Raw genomic sequence first — 16,115 nt, forward strand, 5'->3', positions numbered from 1 at the left:
CGGGCTTGCCGGAGAAGGCCTCGCGGTAGTAGCTGGCGAGCTGCAGGCGGCTGGCGGCGGCGGCGTCGACCAGGACGGTGACGTGCGGGTGGTGCTGCAGGACGGTGCCGGGCCACATCGCGCTGACCGGGCCCTCGGCGAGCTGGTGCACCGCCTCGGCCTTGCCCTTGCCGATGGCCAGCAGGACCAGGTGGCGGGCGGACATGATGGTGGCCAGTCCCTGGGTGAGGCAGTGCTCGGGCACCTGGTCGATGTCGCCGTCGAAGAACCGGGCGTTGTCCTCGCGGGTCTGCCGGGTCAGGGTCTTGATCCGGGTCCGGGACGCGAGTGAGGACCCGGGCTCGTTGAAGGCGACGTGGCCGTCGGTGCCGATGCCGAGGATCTGCACGTCGACGCCGCCCGCGTCCAGGATGGCCTGCTCGTAGGCGGCGCAGGCGGCGGGGATGTCCTCGGCCAGGCCGTCGGGTCCGTGCACGTCGGCGGGGTCGATGTCGATCCGGGAGGCGATCTCCTTGTCGATCACGTTCCGGTACCGCTCCGGGTGGTCGGCGGGCAGTCCGACGTACTCGTCGAGCATGAACGCCTGCACCCCGGCGAAGGAGAGCCCCTCCTCGGTGTGCCGTCGCGCCAGCTCGTCGTAGACGGCCAGCGGGCTGGACCCGGTCGCCAGTCCGATCACCGGGTGGTCCGCGGCGCGCACCACCCGTTCCACCGCATCGGCCGCGATCCGCGCCAGTTCCGGCACGGGGGCGATGATGACCTCCATCAGGGTTCCTTCCGTCCGACCAGCGCTGCGCCGACGGCACCCACCGGTACTCCACGCGGGGCGAGGTCGACCCGCTCCGCCATCCGCATCGAGGCCAGGAACCGTGAGGTCCCGGCCGCGTGGTCCAGCCTGGCACGCACCACCTGGAGCAGGGGAGCCCCCAGTTCGCTCACCCCGCCGCCGATCACCACGTGGGCGACGTCGGTGGTCAGCAGCAGCACCCGCACCGCGGTCGCCACCGCCTCGGCGAAGTCCTGCTGCACACCCAGGGCTGCCGGGTCGCCCGCGGCCGCCGCCTCGAACAGCGCGACCGGTGCGGGGCGGTCCCCCGGGCCGGGCCAGGCCGCTCGCAGCGCGGATCCGGAGGCGTACTGCTCCAGGCAGCCGTGCTGGCCACAGGGGCAGGGTCGTCCCCCGGGCAGGTAGATCAGGTGGCCGATCTCGCCCGCGGCGCCGCCAGCCCCACGGTGCAGGCGGCCGTCCAGCACCAGTCCGGCGGCCAGGCCGGTGCCGAGCGCAAGGAACGCCAAGTCGCCGTCGTCGTCACCGCGCAGGTGCGCCGCGCCGAGCGCCGCGGCGTTCAGGTCGTTCTCCAGCCGGACCGGGACCGGCCCCGAGCCGCGTCGCCCGTTCAGCCGGCCGTCCAGGGCCCGGGAGACCAGGTCGGCCAGCGGGACGCCCGCGGCGATGCCCAGGTTGACCGCGTGCTCGACCCGTCCGGTGCCGGGGTCCACGATGCCGGGCAGACCGATCCCGATCCCGGTGAGCTGGTCGGCTCCCAGGTCGGCCCGGGCCAGCAGGTCGGCGGCGGCGGTCGCGGCGGTGTCCACCACGGCGTCCGCACCCCGCTCGGTGGGCAGCCGGACCTGGGCGCCGGGGGCGCCGGTGGGGTCGAGGAGCACCGCGAGGGTCTTGGTCCCCCCGATGTCCAGCCCCACCGACCAGCCGGTGTCGTCGGTTCTCACGTTCAGCCCTTCACCGCTCCGGAGACCATGCCCGAGGTCATCCGCCCCTGGACGACGAGGAAGAAGATCACGATCGGGATCGAGATCAGCGTCGAGCCCGCCATCACCGTGCCCCAGTCCGTGCCCTTGGTCGCTTCCTGCAGGGCGCGCAGCCAGATCGGCAACGTCTTGTTGCTTTCCATCACGACCAGGGCGAGCACGAACTCGTTCCAGGCCTGGATGAACGCGAACACACCGGTCGAGATCAGACCGGGCGCCACCAACGGGAAGGTGACCCGTACGAAGGCGCCGATCTTCGAGCAGCCGTCGATCTGCGCGGCCTCCTCCAACTCTGCCGGGACACCGGCGACGAAGCCCCGCAGCGTCCAGATCGTGAACGGCAGCACCGACGCGGTGTAGACCAGGATCAGGCCGAACAACTGGTCGAGCAGGTTCCAATCCCGCAGCATGGAGTACAGCGAGATGATCATCGCCTCGCCCGGGATCATCTGGACCGCGAGGATCGTCACGATGAAGACCTTGCGGCCACGCCAGCGGAACCGGGTGGCCGCGAGGGCGGCGAGGAAGCCGAACACGAGCGCGGCGACCAGGACGGCGAGCACGACCAGCAGGCTGACCCGCAGCGCCGGGGCGAACAGGTAGTTGGTCTCCCCGGCGAAGATCTTCCGGTAGTTCTCGAACGTGCCGTCGACCGGGAAGAACGTCGGCGTGGTGCTGCGGATCCGGTTGGTCGGCAGGAAGGAGCTGTTGACCATCCAGTAGACCGGGAAGATCGAGCACAGGAAGACCACGACGGCCGAGAGGGTCAGGAACCAGCCCGGGCGCTCGCGGCGCGACCGGTTGCCGCGCGTGGTGCGGCCGGCCTTGCGGGCGGCCCCGGCGTCGGTGGCGGTGGACCGGCGGGTGCCGAGCGGGGCGGTGGTGTCGACGGTGCTCATCACACGTCCTCGTTCCGGAGCAGCGAACGGATGTAGAAGAAGGCGAGGCCGAGCATGATGAGCGCGAAGATCACCGCGATCGCGCTGGCCTCGGAGTAGTTCCCCTGGGCCACGCCGTAGCGGTAGATGTAGGTCCCGATCACGTCGGTGTTCGCCGCCGCCGACGACTGGCGCAGCGCGTACACCTGGGTGAACACCCGCAGGTCCCAGATGACCTGGAGCATGAGCACCACGGCGATCACCGGCTTGATGAACGGCACGATGACGTGCCGGAAGCGCTGCACCGGGCCGGCGCCGTCCAGCTCCGCGGCCTCCAGCACCTCGCCGGGCACCTGGGTCAGCCCCGCGAACAGGGTGAAGGCGACGAACGGGACGGACTGCCAGGTGACCAGGAAGACCACGACCATGAAGAAGGTCAGCGGCTGGCTGAGCCAGGCGTAGCGGTCGAAGTCCAGCCCGATCGTGGTCAGGACGTAGTTCACGACGCCGTAGGAGGTGTCGAACATCCACTGGAAGATCACGGTGGAGGTCAGGGCGGGCATCGCCCAGGCCAGCAGCAGGCCCACGCTGACCAGCAGTCGCATGCCCTTGCCGAGCCGGTTCATCAGCAGCGCGATCAGCATGCCCAGGGTCATGGTGGCCACGACCAGGACGACCATCAGCGCGAAGGACCGGCCCATCAGCGCCCAGAACTGACCGTCGGTCAGCACCTTCTGGTACTGGTCGAACCCGACCCAGTTCGGCGCCTTGCCGGAGAACAGGTTGTTCTGCCGGGAGAAGTCCTGGAAGGAGAAGATCAGCATCCGCACCAGCGGGTACCCGACGAACACGGCGAGCACGGCGACGGCGGGGACGAGCAGGGCCAGCGCGGACCAGGAGACGCCGCGGTCGCGGGTGTCACGGATCCTGCGCTTCTTGGGGGCCCGGGGTGGCGCCGGCGGCGGCGCGGTGGAGACAGACATCGGCGGTCCTTGGGGCGAGGTACGGCGAGCGGCGGGGGTGCCGCGGGGCCGTCGACGTCGCGACGGCCCCGCGGTACCGGTGATCAGCGGTTCAGTGCGTCCGTGATCTGGTCGTTCGCGGTATCGGCCGCCTCCTGGACGTCCTTGCCCTGCGCGAGCTCGGTGAACAGGGTCTCCATGATCAGGTCGGACTCCACGTTCGACCAGCCCGGTGCGACCGGGGTGAGCTTCACGTTCTCCGCGGCCTTGGCAGCGGCCTGGGCCACCGGGGTGTCACCCATCTCCGAGGCCAGCGAGACCTTGGCCGGGGTCAGACCGGCCTTGGCCAGGATGGTCTGGTACTCGTCGGAGAGCATGATCTGCATCGCCTTGTAGGCCAGGTCCTGGTTCGCGGCCTGGGCCGGGATGGCGATGTTCGAGCCGCCGAGGAACACCGGAGCGGTCTCGTCGGCGGAGGCACCCGGCAGGGCGTAGACGCCGATGTCGGACTCGGAGTCCGGGCAGCCGCCGTTGTCCGCGCTGATCAGGGAGCCCTGCACCCAGCCCGGAGCGGACAGGGTGGCGACCTCACCGGCGCACCACGGGATCTGCGGGTCGGTCTCCTTGGCGTCCGGCGCGGCGCCGTTCGCGTTCAGCATGATGTCCTGGACCTTCTCCAGGCCGGCGACCGACTCGGGGGTGTTGATCGCCCCGACCCACTGACCGTCCTCCTCGACCGCGAGGTCGCCGCCCTCGGACCAGATGAACGGCAGGCCGTTGCGCCAGTCCTGTCCGGGGTACCAGATGCCCGAGTAGTTGGCGGTGTCCGCGTTCGCGGCCTTGAGCGTCTTGCCGTCCTCGATGTACTCGTCGAGGGTGGTCGGGACCTCGACCCCGGCGGCCTCGTAGGCGGACTTCGAGTAGAAGACCAGCCGGGATCCCGCGTAGTAGGGCACGGCGTACAGGGTGTCGTCGTAGGTGCCGATGTCCACGAAGCCGGAGAGCAGGTCGTCGCCGCCCAGCTCCTCGTACTTGTCGTCCAGCGGGGTGAACGCGCCGGCGGAGGTGAAGGTCGTCGACTGGGTGTTGCCGACCTCCACGATCTGCGGCGAGGTCTTCTCGCTGGTCATCGCCTGGGACAGCTTGTCCACCAGGCCGTCCCACTGCTGCTCCTCGATGACGAGCGTGGAGCCCGGGTTCTCGTCCTCGAAGGTGGTCTTCAGGTAGTCACGGGCCTCGTCGGGGGTGTCCGAGCCGACGAGCCACACCTTGACCGTGGCGCCATCGCCACTCGAGGTGCTCTCGCCGCCACCCGATCCACCGGACGAGCATGCGGTCAGCGCGAGCGCCGCCGCCGCACCGACGGCCGCCATACGTACGATCTTCACGTTGGTGTTCCTCCCAGATGCGAGGCGAGCGCCGGTTGGCGTCGCCGGGTTGAAACCAGCACTGCACAAGGCCGGCTCGGAGTGGTCACGTCACTCCGAGCTGGCCGTTCAGGACCAGGGCGGCGGCGCCGGACAGCGCCCCGTCCTCGTCCAACGAGCCCGTCCGGATGATCAGGTCCTGCCCGATCAGGGGCATGGTCCGGTCCCGGACGGTGGCGAGCGCGGCGTCCCTCAGCGGTCCGTCGAGCAGCTCCGGGGGGCCGGAGAGCAGGACCTCGGAGAGGTTCAGCGCACTGACGACGGGGGCCAGGGCCACGCCCAGCTTCCGTCCCACCGACGCCAGCACGGCGTCGGAGTCCTCGATCGCGCGGCCGGTGGTGGCCCGGCGCAGCGCGGACAGGGAGAGCAGCGTCTCCAGGCAGCCGTGCCGCCCGCAGGCGCACAGCAGCGGTTCGGGGTCGCCGGCCCGCAGATCGCGGTCGTCGACCACGGTGACGTGGCCGATCTCCCCGGCGGCGCTGTTCGGGCCACGGACCAGCACGCCGTCCAGCACGATGCCGGCACCGACGCCCTGTCCGACCGTGACCACCATCAGCCCCGCTCCCCCCGCACCGCCGTAGGTGTACTCCCCCAGCGCGCGGGTGTTGGCGTCGTTGGCCACGTAGACCGGCACGCCCAGGGTGGCGGTCAGGTCCGCGGCCAGCGGCAGGTCGTACCAGGCCCGGTTCGGCGCGGAGATCACCACGCCGCGCGGGTCGATCACGCCCGGCGACCCGATCCCGATCCCGATCACGGGCCGGCTCGCGCCGTCGGACAGCAGGTCGCGGCAGAGGTCCTCGAGCACGGTGACCGCGGCGGTGCCGGTGCGGCCGTCCAGCGAGGCGGACCGGCGGGCGACCACGGTGCCGGTCAGAGTCATCACCGCGCCGCGCAGCCTGGCGTCGTCGGCCAGGTCGACCGCCAGCACGTGGAAGTCCTCGGTCCGCATCCCGACCAGCGTGGCGGGCTTGCCGACCCGGCCCTCCGGACGGATGCCGAGCTCGGCGACCAACCCCTCGGAGATCAGCACGGACACCAGGTCGGAGATCGTCACCCGGGTCAGCCCGGTGCTCCGGGCGAGGTCGGCACGGGACGACGGGCCGTTGTGGAAGAGGTGTTGCAGGACCAGCGAGCGGTTGTGCGCGCGGCCGTGCTCCGGGAGCACTTTGCCGGTGGGTCGCAGGGTCCGCCCGACTCCCCGAGGAGCAGGGCGGTCGGCCGACCGCGTCGCTGTGGTCATGTTTGTTAGTGAAGCTTCCTTACAAACTACGACGCAAGGGGTTCAGGCAACCGTGACCGAAGCGTGACCGGGGATTCACCGGGCCGACATCTGACCCCGGGACCTCGTTTCGCGCGCGTTTCCGCAGGTCGTGGCTCCGAGCTGGGCAACGGTGCCCCCGGTGCCCGCCGCACGCTCCCTGAGTGCTCCGCGACCGCCCCCCGGGTGCATCGCGCGACGAACTGGGTGGTGGACCCGGCTCTCAGGCTCGCGTCCACCCCCGCGCGCCGGGGTACCGCACCGATCGCGTCGCCACCTCGACCCCGGCGCGGAGCGCGTCGGCGATCCCGCTCCCCCGGGCCAGTCCGGCCGCCACCGCGCCGTGCAGGACGTCGCCGGCACCGAGGGTGTCCACCACCTCCCGGACCGTGTCGACCGCCACCACCACCGGCGGACCCTCCCGTCCTCGCAGCCGGACGGGGCCGGCGCCCGCCGACCGCGCCGCCGACACCACCGGCCAGCGCACGAGCACGTCGTCCAGCACGTCCCCGTCCGGGTCCGGGTCCGGCAGCGCGAAGTCCGCCGACAGCACCGCGTGGTCGACCTGGGCGAGCAACTCCCCCAGTCCCGGCTTCCACGACCCGCCGTCCAGCACCACCGGGATCCCCCGCCGCCGGGCCCCGGCCGCCAACGGCACCGCCGCACCCAGGTGGTGCCCGTCCACCAGCAGCGCGCTCACCCCGTCCAGCACCGCCCGGTCCGGTGCCGTGAGACCCGGCATCCCGACCGCGTTCACCGACGCGACCGCGCGCTGCCCCGTGGACCGGGTGACCAGCACCGTCGACACCGGCGGCCGGGCGTCCAGCCCCTCGGCCAGGTCCACCGCGGCGACGTCCGCGCCGCGCAGTTCGGCCCGTACCAGGTCGGCCACCGCACCGGTGCCGATCGCGGTCACCAGCCGGGTGGGCACGCCCAGCGCCACCGCCGTCGCCGCCGCGTTCGCCGCCGGGCCGCCGAAGGTCACCTCCAGCCCGTCCGCGACCACCTTCTGGTCCGGGCCGGGCACGGCCTCCACCACCTGCGTCACGTCCAGGGTGACCAATCCGCAGCACAGCAGCATCGCGTCCACCCGCCCAGCCTGCCGTGTCCGGGCGCCAGCGCGCACCGAGGCCGGCTTCTGGGGCTCCGCGGCCGCCGTCGTGCGCCTCGCCCGCCCCGCAGCCCGGGATCGGTCCCGGGCACACCGCACCCGGGCGCGACTACGGTTGACCCCGACGCACTGTGCACTCGAGAGGGACAACTGTGAGCACACCCATCGACGCGACCACCACCGGCGCGTGGACCGCCCTGGCCGCGCACCGCGACGGGCTGACCCCGGATCTGCGCGGCTGGTTCGCCGCCGACGCCGAGCGAGCCGCCCGCTTCAGCCGCCAGGTCGGCGACCTGCACGTCGACCTGTCCAAGAACCTGATCACGGACGAGACGCTGGAGCTGCTGACCCGGCTCGCGGACGAGGTGGACCTGTCCGGTCGCCTGGCCGCGATGTTCGCCGGTGAGCACATCAACGTGACCGAGGACCGCGCGGTGCTGCACACGGCGCTGCGCCGTCCGGCGGACGCGACCCCGGGGCTGGTCGTGGACGGCCAGGACGTCGACCACGACGTGCACGAGGTGCTGGCCAAGGTCTACGCCTTCGCGGACAAGGTGCGCTCCGGCGAGTGGACCGGCGTGACCGGCGAGCGGGTCGCCACCGTGGTGAACATCGGCATCGGCGGGTCCGACCTCGGCCCCGTGATGGCCTACGAGGCGCTCAAGCCCTCCGTCCAGGACGGCCTGGAGCTGCGGTTCGTGTCGAACATCGACCCGACCGACCTGGCGGAGAAGGTCAAGGACCTGGACCCGGCCACCACGCTGTTCATCGTGGCCTCCAAGACGTTCGGCACGCTGGAGACCCTGACGAACGCCCGGCTGGCCCGGGACTGGCTGTGGCGCGAGCTCGCCGCCGCCGGGGCGATCGAGGACACCGAGGACGCCCGCACCGGCGCCGTGGCGAAGCACTTCGTCGCGGTGTCGACCGCGCTGGACAAGGTCGCCGCCTTCGGGATCGATCCCGAGAACGCGTTCGGCTTCTGGGACTGGGTCGGCGGTCGCTACTCGGTGGACTCGGCGATCGGCACCTCGCTGGCGATCGCGATCGGCCCGGAGGGCTTCGCGGACTTCCTGGCCGGCTTCCACGCTGTCGACGAGCACGTCCGCACCACCCCGTTCGCGCAGAACGTGCCGGTGCTGATGGGCCTGCTGAACGTCTGGTACGTCAACTTCCTGGACGCGCACACCCACGCGGTGCTGCCCTACGCCCAGTACCTGCACCGGTTCCCGGCGTACCTGCAGCAGCTGACCATGGAGTCGAACGGCAAGTCGGTCCGCTGGGACGGCACCCCGGTCACCACCGAGACCGGTGAGGTGTTCTGGGGCGAGCCCGGCACGAACGGCCAGCACGCGTTCTACCAGCTGATCCACCAGGGCACCCGGCTGATCCCGGCGGACTTCATCGCGGTGGCCACCCCGGCCCACCCGCTGAAGGACGACGGCACCGACGTGCACGCCCTGTTCCTGGCGAACTACTTCGCGCAGACCAAGGCGCTGGCCTTCGGCAAGACCGCCGACGAGGTCCGGGCCGAGGGCACCCCGGAGGAGATCGTCCCGGCCCGGGTGTTCTCCGGCAACCGACCGACCACCTCGATCCTGGCCCCGGCGCTGACCCCGTCGGTGCTGGGCCAGCTGATCGCGCTCTACGAGCACATCACGTTCGTGCAGGGCGTGGTCTGGGGGATCGACTCCTTCGACCAGTGGGGCGTCGAGCTGGGCAAGAAGCTCGCGCTGGAGATCGCCCCGGCGGTCGAGGGCGACACCGACGCGCTGGCCGGTCAGGACCCGTCCACCCGGGCGCTGATCGCGAAGTACCTGGAGCTGCGCGGCTGAGTCCCGCACCCGCGAGGGGCCCGACCGGACGTCCGGTCGGGCCCCTCGGTCGTCTCAGCGGCTGAACGCCAGGGTGGAGAACGACACCGCGGGCAGGTCGAGCGAGACCACCCCGTCGACCAGCGTCACGTCGTCACGACCCACCGGGACCACGCGCTCCGGGTCGTCCGCGGTGTTGCTGGTGTAGGGGTCGTCGGCATGCAGCGTGGTGGCCGCGGTGATCCGCACGTCGCCGAACCGGGACAGGTCGACGCTCAGCCCGGTGGCCTGCTCCGGGTGCCGGTTGACCACCAGCACCGACCCGGTGCCGGCGGCCTCGTCCCAGGTCGCGACCGCGTCGACCGCGGCGACCTCCCCGTGCTGGGCGGTCGGGAAGGTGATCGAGGTCGGGCGCACGTCCAGCACCTCGCCGGTGGCCAGGGCGGCGATCTGGGCGAACGGGTGGAAGATCGTCTGCTTCCAGGCCCGGCCGCCGGGCTCGGTCATGATCGGGGCGATCACGTTCACCAGCTGAGCCTGGCAGGCGGCGTGCACCCGGTCGTTGTGCCGGAGCAGGCTGATCAGCAGGTTGGCCACCACGACCGCGTCGGCGGCGTTGTACTGGTCCTCCAGCAGCGGCGGGGCGACCGGCCAGTCGTCGCCGGAGGGCACGATCGACTCGGCGCGGGACTGGTACCAGACGTTCCACTCGTCGAAGGACAGCTGGATCCGCTTCTCCCGCTTGAGCGCGGCGCGCACGCCGTCGGCGGTGGCCACCACGTCCTCGATGAAGGCGTCCATGTCGACCGCCGAGCCGAGGAAGCTGGCCAAGTCGCCGTCGGTCTCCTCGTAGTAACGGTGGATCGAGATGTAGTCGACCTGGTCGTAGCACTCGGTGAGCACCTGGCGTTCCCACTCGCCGAAGGTGTCCATGGTCGGGCCCGAGGAGCCGCAGGCGACCAGTTCCAGCCCCGGATCCACCTGGCGCATCGCGCGACCGGCCTCGGCGGCGATCCGGCCGTACTCGTGGGCGGTCTTGTGCCCGGTCTGCCAGGGACCGTCCATCTCGTTCCCGAGGCACCACATCCGCACGCCGTAGGGCTGCTCGCCGCCGTTGGCCCGGCGCTGCTCGGCCAGGGCGGTCGGGGCGGTGCCGTTGCAGTAGTCGAGGAGGTCGACCGCCTCCAGCACGCCCCTGGTGCCCAGGTTCACCGCCATCATCGGCTCGACCCCCGCCTTGGCCGCCCAGCGCATGAACTCGTCGGTGCCGACCCGGTTGGGCTCCATCGAGTGCCACGCCAGGTCGAGCCGGGCCGGACGGTCCTCCTGCGGCCCGACACCGTCCTCCCAGCGATAGCCGGAGACGAAGTTGCCGCCCGGGTACCGGACGGTGGTGACACCCAGCTCGCGGACCAGGTCGATCACGTCCTGGCGGAAGCCGTCGGCGTCGGCGGAGGGATGGGCCGGGTCGTGGATGCCGGTGTAGACGCAGCGCCCCAGGTGCTCGACGAAGGAGCCGAAGGTGCGCGGGCGGACCGGCGAGACGATCAGGGCGGGGTCGACGGTGAGACGTGCGGTGGGTGCGGACACGCTGGGTCCTTCCGTGGTGAAGCCGCGCCGCGACGGTGCGGGGCGGGGGCCGGGGCTCCCGGCGACTTCACTGTGCCGCAGTTCTACATCGATGTAAAGCACTCTGCCGACACGAGGCCGGAGGACGAGGGAGGACCCCGCACCCGGGGGCTGGGTGCGGGGTCCGACGGACGGACGGCGTGGGGAGGGAGGTCGCCCGGCGCCGGCCGGCCGACTCAGGCGGCGGGGCCCTCGATCAGGGTCACCGTCGCGGTCTGGGTGGCACCGGCCGCCGTGGTCCAGGTCAGCGTCACCTGGTCGCCGGGGGCGTACTCGGCCAGCGCGGCGCTCAGCTCGTCGCCGGAGGTCACCGTGGTGCCGTCCACCGCGGTGATGGTGTCACCGGCGACCAGACCGGCCTCCGCGGCCGGGGTGTCCTCGATCACGCCGCCGAGCACGGCACCCGTCCCGGTCGCACCGGGCAGGCCGGTGCTGGACGTCGACAGCTGCACGCCCAGGAAGGCCGGCAGGCCGATGGTGACGGTGTCGGAGGCCTCGCCGGAGACGATCTGCTTGGCCACCGTCAGCGCGTCCTCGATCGGGATCGCGTACCCGGTGATGTCCGAGGAGCCGGAGGACGCCGCGGTGGTGATGCCGACGACCTCGCCCTCGTCGTCCAGCAGCGCGCCGCCGGAGTCACCGGAGACCACGTCGGCGTCCACCTGGATCAGGTTGGTCAGCGACTCGCCCGCGGACACGCCCTCGGACTGGGTGGTGATCGACTGCTCCAGCGCGGTGACCGCGCCGCTGGCGGCCATCAGGGTGCCGCCGCCCTCGGCGTTGCCCACCGCGGTGACGGTGTCGCCCACCGCGGGGTCGCCGTCGTCGTCCACCGTGGCGGTGGTCAGACCGGAGGCGTCCTGCAACTGCAGCACCGCGATGTCCGCGGTGGCGTCGGTGCCGACCACCGTGGCGGTGTAGGTCGCGCCGGTCTCCGGCACGGTGACGGTGATCTCGGTCGAGCCCTCGATCACGTGGTTGTTGGTCAGGATCAGGCCGTCCGAGGTCATCACGATGCCCGAGCCCGCGGCCTCCGCGGAGGCGTAGCCCAGCACCGTGTTGATCAGGACGACGCCCTGGGACTGCTCGGCGGTTGCCTCGGTCACGTCCAGCGAGCTGCTGCCGGAGGTGGAGCCCTGGGACTGCTGGTCCTGCTGCCCCTGCTGGCCGGGCGCCGTCTGCTGACCGAAGGAGCCGTAGCTCGGCAGCTGGTCCTGGGTGGTGCCCTGCTGGGTGTCGGTCCCGGTGTCGGTGCTGGGCGCCACGGTGAGGTCGGTGCCGTTGTGGGCCAGGGCGGCGCCGAGGCCCATCCCGCCGCCGATCAGCCCGAGGGACAGCACGCCGGAGGCGAAGAGCGCGACGGCGGTGCGGCGACGACGCGGCCGGGTGGTCTCCAGGACGGCGACCGGCTGCGGCGCGGCAGAGGGCTGCTGCGGGGCGTACGGCTGCTGCGGGTTGTGCTGCTGCGGCTCCTGCGGCTGCTGCTCCATGGTTCCTACCTCCTGCGGAACGGCGCCCCAGTGGCGTCGACGGCATTCAGTAGACGGCGCGTACCCGAAGAAGCGCTGGGGCTTTCCTGGGAGTCGCCCATGAACGTGAGCGGGGCGGCACAGGATCGCTCCCGCACCGCCCCGCCGCTCCCGGACCGCTCAGCCGGCGAAGCGCTCCGACCGCTCCACGGTGCGTGCGCCCTCGGCCTCGGACCAGGTGAAGACCGTCCGGCCCTCGATCAGCACGTGCTCGGCGCGGGCGTGCACGTCCAGCGGGTCGGTCGACCACACCACGACGTCGCCGTCCCGGCCCGGCTCCAGTGCGCCGATCCGGCCGTCCAGGCCCAGGAACGACGCCGGGTTCACGGTCAGCGCCTCGATCGCCACCTCCGGCGCCAGCCCGTCCTTCACCGCGAGCGTGGCCTGGTGGATCAGGAAGTTGATCGGCACCACCGGGTGGTCGGTGGTGATCGCGACCCGGACGCCGGCCTTGACCATGTCGACCAGGTTCGTGACCGCACGGTCCTTCAGCTCGACCTTGGACCGGGAGGTGAAGGTCGGTCCGTAGATCACCGGGATGTCCTTCTCCGCCAACACGTCGGCGATCTTGTTGCCCTCGGTGCCGTGGTTGACGACCAGCCGGTAGCCGAACTCCTCCGACAGCCGGATCGCCGTGGCGATGTCGTCGTGGCGGTGGGTGTGCTGGTCCCAGACCAGCTCGCCGTCCAGCACCCGGGCCAGGGTGTCCAGGGTCAGGTCCTCCTTGAACGGCTCCCCCTTCGCCTCGGCCGCGGCCTTGGCGGCGCGGTAGTGCTGCGCCTCGGTGAACGCCTGCCGGATGACGTAGGCCACGCCCAGCCGGGTGGAGGGGGTCTGCTTCTTGTCCCCGTACACCCGCTTCGGGTTCTCGCCCAGCGCCGCCTTCACGCTGACCGCGGCCGAGATCACCTGCTCGTCGACCGTCCGGCCGCCCCAGGTCTTGATCGCCACGGTCTGCCCGCCGATCGGGTTGCCCGAGCCCGGCTTCACCACCACCGAGGTGATGCCGCCGGACAGCGCGTCCCGGAAGCCCTCGTCCTCGATGTCGATCGCGTCCAGCGCACGGACCCCGGCCATGTTCGGCCCGGTCATCTCGTTGGTGTCGTTCCCGGCCCAGCCCAGGCCCTCCTCGTGGATGCCGACGTGCCCGTGCGACTCGATGAAGCCGGGCAGCACCCACTTCCCGGTGGCGTCGACCACCCGGGCGTCGGCGGGGACAGCGACGTCGGCGCCGACCGCCTCGATCTTCCCGTCCCGGATCAGGACGGTGCCGCCCTCGATCACGGGTGCGGACACGGGGACGACGCGGCCGCCGGTGACGGCGACGAGGGAGGTGTGAGTCATGGGACCACCGTAGGCCGTCATCCGGGATCGTGATCGCCGCACGACTGTCCTGCGGTCCGGCGCTGTGGCACCGTGACCTGCGTGCGATACGTGATCATCGGCGCCGGCGCGGTCGGCGGGACCATCGGCGGGCTGCTGCACGAGGCGGGACAGGAGGTGCTCCTGGTCGCCCGGGGGGCGCACCTGGCCGCGCTGCGCGAGCAGGGCCTGCACCTGACCACACCGTCCGGCGCCCGGGTGCTGCACGCCCCGACCGCGGGCGGGCCGCAGGAGCTGGAGCTCCGGACCGGCGACGTGCTGGTCCTGGCGGTGAAGAGCCAGGACACGGCGGCGACGCTGGCGGACTGGGCGGACCGGCCGGTGGACGGCGACCCGGAGCGGACGGCGGCGCGGGAGCTGCTGCTGGTGCTGGCGCAGAACGGTGTGGACAACGAGCGGACCGCGCTGCGGCGGTTCGACCGGGTGGCGGGGATGTGCGTCTGGCTGCCCGCGACGTTCCTGGAGCCGGGCCGGGTCTCCGCGGCCGGTGCGCCGGTCGCCGGGGTGCTGACGCTCGGGACGGTGCCGGTGGGCGATCCCACCGACGGCGATCTCGCAACGGTCTCGGAGGACCTGACCGCCGCGGGGTTCCGGGCGCCGGTGGTGCCGGACGTGCTGGCCTGGAAGTACGCCAAGCTGCTGTCGAACCTGGGGAACGCGGTCGAGGCGCTGTGCGGTCCGCTGCGCGGCAACGACGCCGCGCGTGAGCTGCTGACGGCCGCCACCGGGGAGGCGGAGCGGGTGCTGACCGCCGCCGGGATCGCCTGGACCGGTGAGGACGAGCAGGCCGCCGCCCGGGAGGGCTACACGCTGGTGGACCTGCCGGGGCAGCCGCGCGGCGGCGGGTCGACCTGGCAGTCGTTGCAGCGCGGCGCGGGCTCGGTGGAGGTGAACTGGCTGAACGGCGAGGTCGTGCTGCTGGGTCGGTTGCACGGGGTGCCGACCCCGGTGAACGCGGTGCTGCTGCGCCGGGTCGAGCAGGCGGCGGCCTCCGGCGCCGGAGCGGGTGGCCACGACGCGGCGGAGCTGCTGGCCGAGGCCCGATGACCCAGAGCACACCGCCCGTCCCCGCCGTGCCGCCGGGACCGCCCAGCACCCGGGTGGACCGGTGGGTGTGGGCGGTGCGGCTGACCAGGACCCGGGCGGCCGCGGCGAGCGCGTGCCGTGCCGGGCACGTCAAGGTCAACGGGGAGCGCGCCAAACCCGCCACCGGGGTCAAGGTCGGGGACGAGGTCCGGGTCCGCGGTGACGGCCCGGAGCGGATCGTGGTGGTGCGCGCGGTGATCGAGCGCCGGGTCGGTCCGGCGGTGGCGGTGCAGTGCTTCCGCGACGACACCCCGCCCCCGCCGCCCCGGGAGCAGGTGGCGGTGGCGGCACAGCGCGACCGGGGTGCGGGGCGGCCGACCAAGCGCGAGCGCCGGGAGATCGACCGGCTGCGGGGCCGCGAGCGCTAGCGTCCCGCCCGGTCGATCAGTGCCATGGCGTCCCGGGGCGCGCGGACCTTGGTGTCGTTGTCGAAGAACGCCCAGACGTCCAGCCCCTGCCCGGACCACGACCGCACCCGCTCCGCCCAGCGGTCCAGCGCCGGGTCGTCGTAGCCGGAGGCGTACAGCTCGGTGTCGCCGTGCAGCCGGACGTAGACCAGGTCGGCGGTGACGTCCTCCAGGTAGGGCCACCGTCCGGCGGTGTCGGCGACCACGAGCCCGAGACCGAGCTCCCGCAGCAGGGCAGGGAACTCCAGTGTCCGGAACGAGTCGTGCCGGACCTCGATCACGTGCCGCAGCGGCCGGTCCGCCTCGGTCTCGATCCACGCACGGCCCTCGCCGTCGAGCCGCTCGTCGTGCTCCCGGGCCAGGGCGGCGGCCTCGACGGTGGTCCGGGGCAGGTCGGCCGCGAAGGCGCGCAGCCGCTCCGGGTGGTAGCCCAGACTCGGCGGAAGCTGCCAGAGCACCGGCCCGAGGGCGGGTCCGAGCGCGAGCACCCCGGAGGCGAAGAAGTTGGCCAGCGGGGTGCGCGCGTCCGCCAGCTTCTTCAGGTGGGTGATGAAGCGCGGGCCCTTGACGCTGAACCGGAAGCCCGGCGGCACCTGGGTCAGCCACTGCCGGTAGGACGCGGGCTTCTGCAGGGCGTAGAACGAGCCGTTGATCTCGATCGCGGTCATCCGCTCGGCGGCGTACGCCAGCTCGGCGCGCTGTGGCAGCCCGGGCGGGTAGAACTCGCCGCGCCACGGCGCATACCGCCAGCCGGAGATGCCGATGCGGACCTGGCCTGCCATGATCGCCGACGCTAGGCAGCGCAGCCTGGCCCAGCAACCGCACCGGTCAGCCATCCGCTGTTCACCGGCCGGACGGACGGAG

At 72.4% G+C, this 16,115-nt stretch carries 14 protein-coding genes; 3 read left to right on the forward strand and 11 right to left on the reverse strand.

The genetic code is table 11. From position 1 onward, the window contains the following. The 7 genes from nagB to OGL89_RS04455 all read right to left on the reverse strand — a co-directional run. Positions 1 to 766, reverse strand: a 766-nt coding sequence (gene nagB, locus OGL89_RS04425) for a glucosamine-6-phosphate deaminase (RefSeq protein ID WP_263118669.1), incomplete at its 3' end; no start/stop codon positions are given. Then, the gene (locus OGL89_RS04430; RefSeq protein ID WP_346770675.1) at positions 766 to 1,731 is read right to left on the reverse strand and encodes an ROK family protein; all 966 of its coding nucleotides are present in this window, start codon (positions 1,729 to 1,731) and stop codon (positions 766 to 768) included. The genes OGL89_RS04430 and nagB, both read right to left, overlap by 1 nt. 2 nt (positions 1,732 to 1,733) lie before the next feature. After that, on the reverse strand, positions 1,734 to 2,669 hold the full coding sequence (locus OGL89_RS04435; protein WP_263118670.1) for a carbohydrate ABC transporter permease: 936 nt from the start codon (positions 2,667 to 2,669) through the stop codon (positions 1,734 to 1,736). Further along, positions 2,669 to 3,631: a sugar ABC transporter permease gene (locus OGL89_RS04440; RefSeq protein WP_263118671.1), complete on the reverse strand. Its 963-nt coding sequence runs from the start codon at positions 3,629 to 3,631 to the stop codon at positions 2,669 to 2,671. Before OGL89_RS04440 ends, OGL89_RS04435 begins: the two co-directional genes overlap by 1 nt. Before the next feature lie 83 nt (positions 3,632 to 3,714). Continuing rightward, positions 3,715 to 4,998: an extracellular solute-binding protein gene (locus OGL89_RS04445; protein ID WP_263118672.1), complete on the reverse strand. Its 1,284-nt coding sequence runs from the start codon at positions 4,996 to 4,998 to the stop codon at positions 3,715 to 3,717. Positions 4,999 to 5,083: 85 nt separating this feature from the next. Next, positions 5,084 to 6,277, reverse strand: a complete 1,194-nt coding sequence (locus tag OGL89_RS04450) for an ROK family transcriptional regulator (protein WP_263118673.1) — start codon at positions 6,275 to 6,277, stop codon at positions 5,084 to 5,086. 241 nt (positions 6,278 to 6,518) lie between these two features. Continuing rightward, on the reverse strand, positions 6,519 to 7,376 hold the full coding sequence (locus OGL89_RS04455) for a PfkB family carbohydrate kinase (RefSeq protein WP_263118743.1): 858 nt from the start codon (positions 7,374 to 7,376) through the stop codon (positions 6,519 to 6,521). 182 nt (positions 7,377 to 7,558) lie between these two features. On the opposite strand from OGL89_RS04455, the gene pgi reads away from it, so the two are divergent. Beyond that, on the forward strand, positions 7,559 to 9,238 hold the full coding sequence (gene pgi, locus OGL89_RS04460; RefSeq protein WP_263118674.1) for a glucose-6-phosphate isomerase: 1,680 nt from the start codon (positions 7,559 to 7,561) through the stop codon (positions 9,236 to 9,238). Positions 9,239 to 9,292: 54 nt separating this feature from the next. On the opposite strand, the gene OGL89_RS04465 is transcribed toward pgi, so the two are convergent. The 3 genes from OGL89_RS04465 to OGL89_RS04475 all read right to left on the reverse strand — a co-directional run bounded on the left by OGL89_RS04465 (position 9,293) and on the right by OGL89_RS04475 (position 13,719). Beyond that, the gene (locus OGL89_RS04465) at positions 9,293 to 10,807 is read right to left on the reverse strand and encodes an alpha-N-arabinofuranosidase (protein ID WP_263118675.1); all 1,515 of its coding nucleotides are present in this window, start codon (positions 10,805 to 10,807) and stop codon (positions 9,293 to 9,295) included. A gap of 215 nt (positions 10,808 to 11,022) precedes the next feature. Continuing rightward, positions 11,023 to 12,336 (reverse strand): S1C family serine protease, encoded by a 1,314-nt coding sequence (locus tag OGL89_RS04470; RefSeq protein WP_263118676.1) that lies wholly within the window; start codon positions 12,334 to 12,336, stop codon positions 11,023 to 11,025. Positions 12,337 to 12,495: 159 nt separating this feature from the next. Beyond that, positions 12,496 to 13,719: an amidohydrolase gene (locus OGL89_RS04475; protein WP_263118677.1), complete on the reverse strand. Its 1,224-nt coding sequence runs from the start codon at positions 13,717 to 13,719 to the stop codon at positions 12,496 to 12,498. A gap of 81 nt (positions 13,720 to 13,800) precedes the next feature. Here OGL89_RS04475 and OGL89_RS17110 point away from each other — a divergent pair, with 81 nt between their 5' ends. Together OGL89_RS17110 and OGL89_RS04485 are read left to right on the forward strand one after the other, a co-directional pair. Next, positions 13,801 to 14,805: a 2-dehydropantoate 2-reductase N-terminal domain-containing protein gene (locus tag OGL89_RS17110; RefSeq protein ID WP_263118678.1), complete on the forward strand. Its 1,005-nt coding sequence runs from the start codon at positions 13,801 to 13,803 to the stop codon at positions 14,803 to 14,805. Beyond that, positions 14,802 to 15,212 (forward strand): S4 domain-containing protein, encoded by a 411-nt coding sequence (locus OGL89_RS04485; RefSeq protein ID WP_263118679.1) that lies wholly within the window; start codon positions 14,802 to 14,804, stop codon positions 15,210 to 15,212. Before OGL89_RS17110 ends, OGL89_RS04485 begins: the two co-directional genes overlap by 4 nt. Here OGL89_RS04485 and OGL89_RS04490 read toward each other — a convergent pair. Next, entirely contained in the window at positions 15,209 to 16,033 is an 825-nt protein-coding gene (locus tag OGL89_RS04490) for a DUF72 domain-containing protein (protein WP_263118680.1), read from the reverse strand. The two genes, OGL89_RS04485 and OGL89_RS04490, sit on opposite strands and share 4 nt — an antisense overlap. Positions 16,034 to 16,115 lie beyond the last annotated feature (82 nt).

Origin of the sequence: Cellulomonas sp. RIT-PI-Y (assembly GCF_025642745.1) — a bacterium.
Taxonomy (GTDB): Bacteria; Actinomycetota; Actinomycetes; order Actinomycetales; family Cellulomonadaceae; genus Cellulomonas.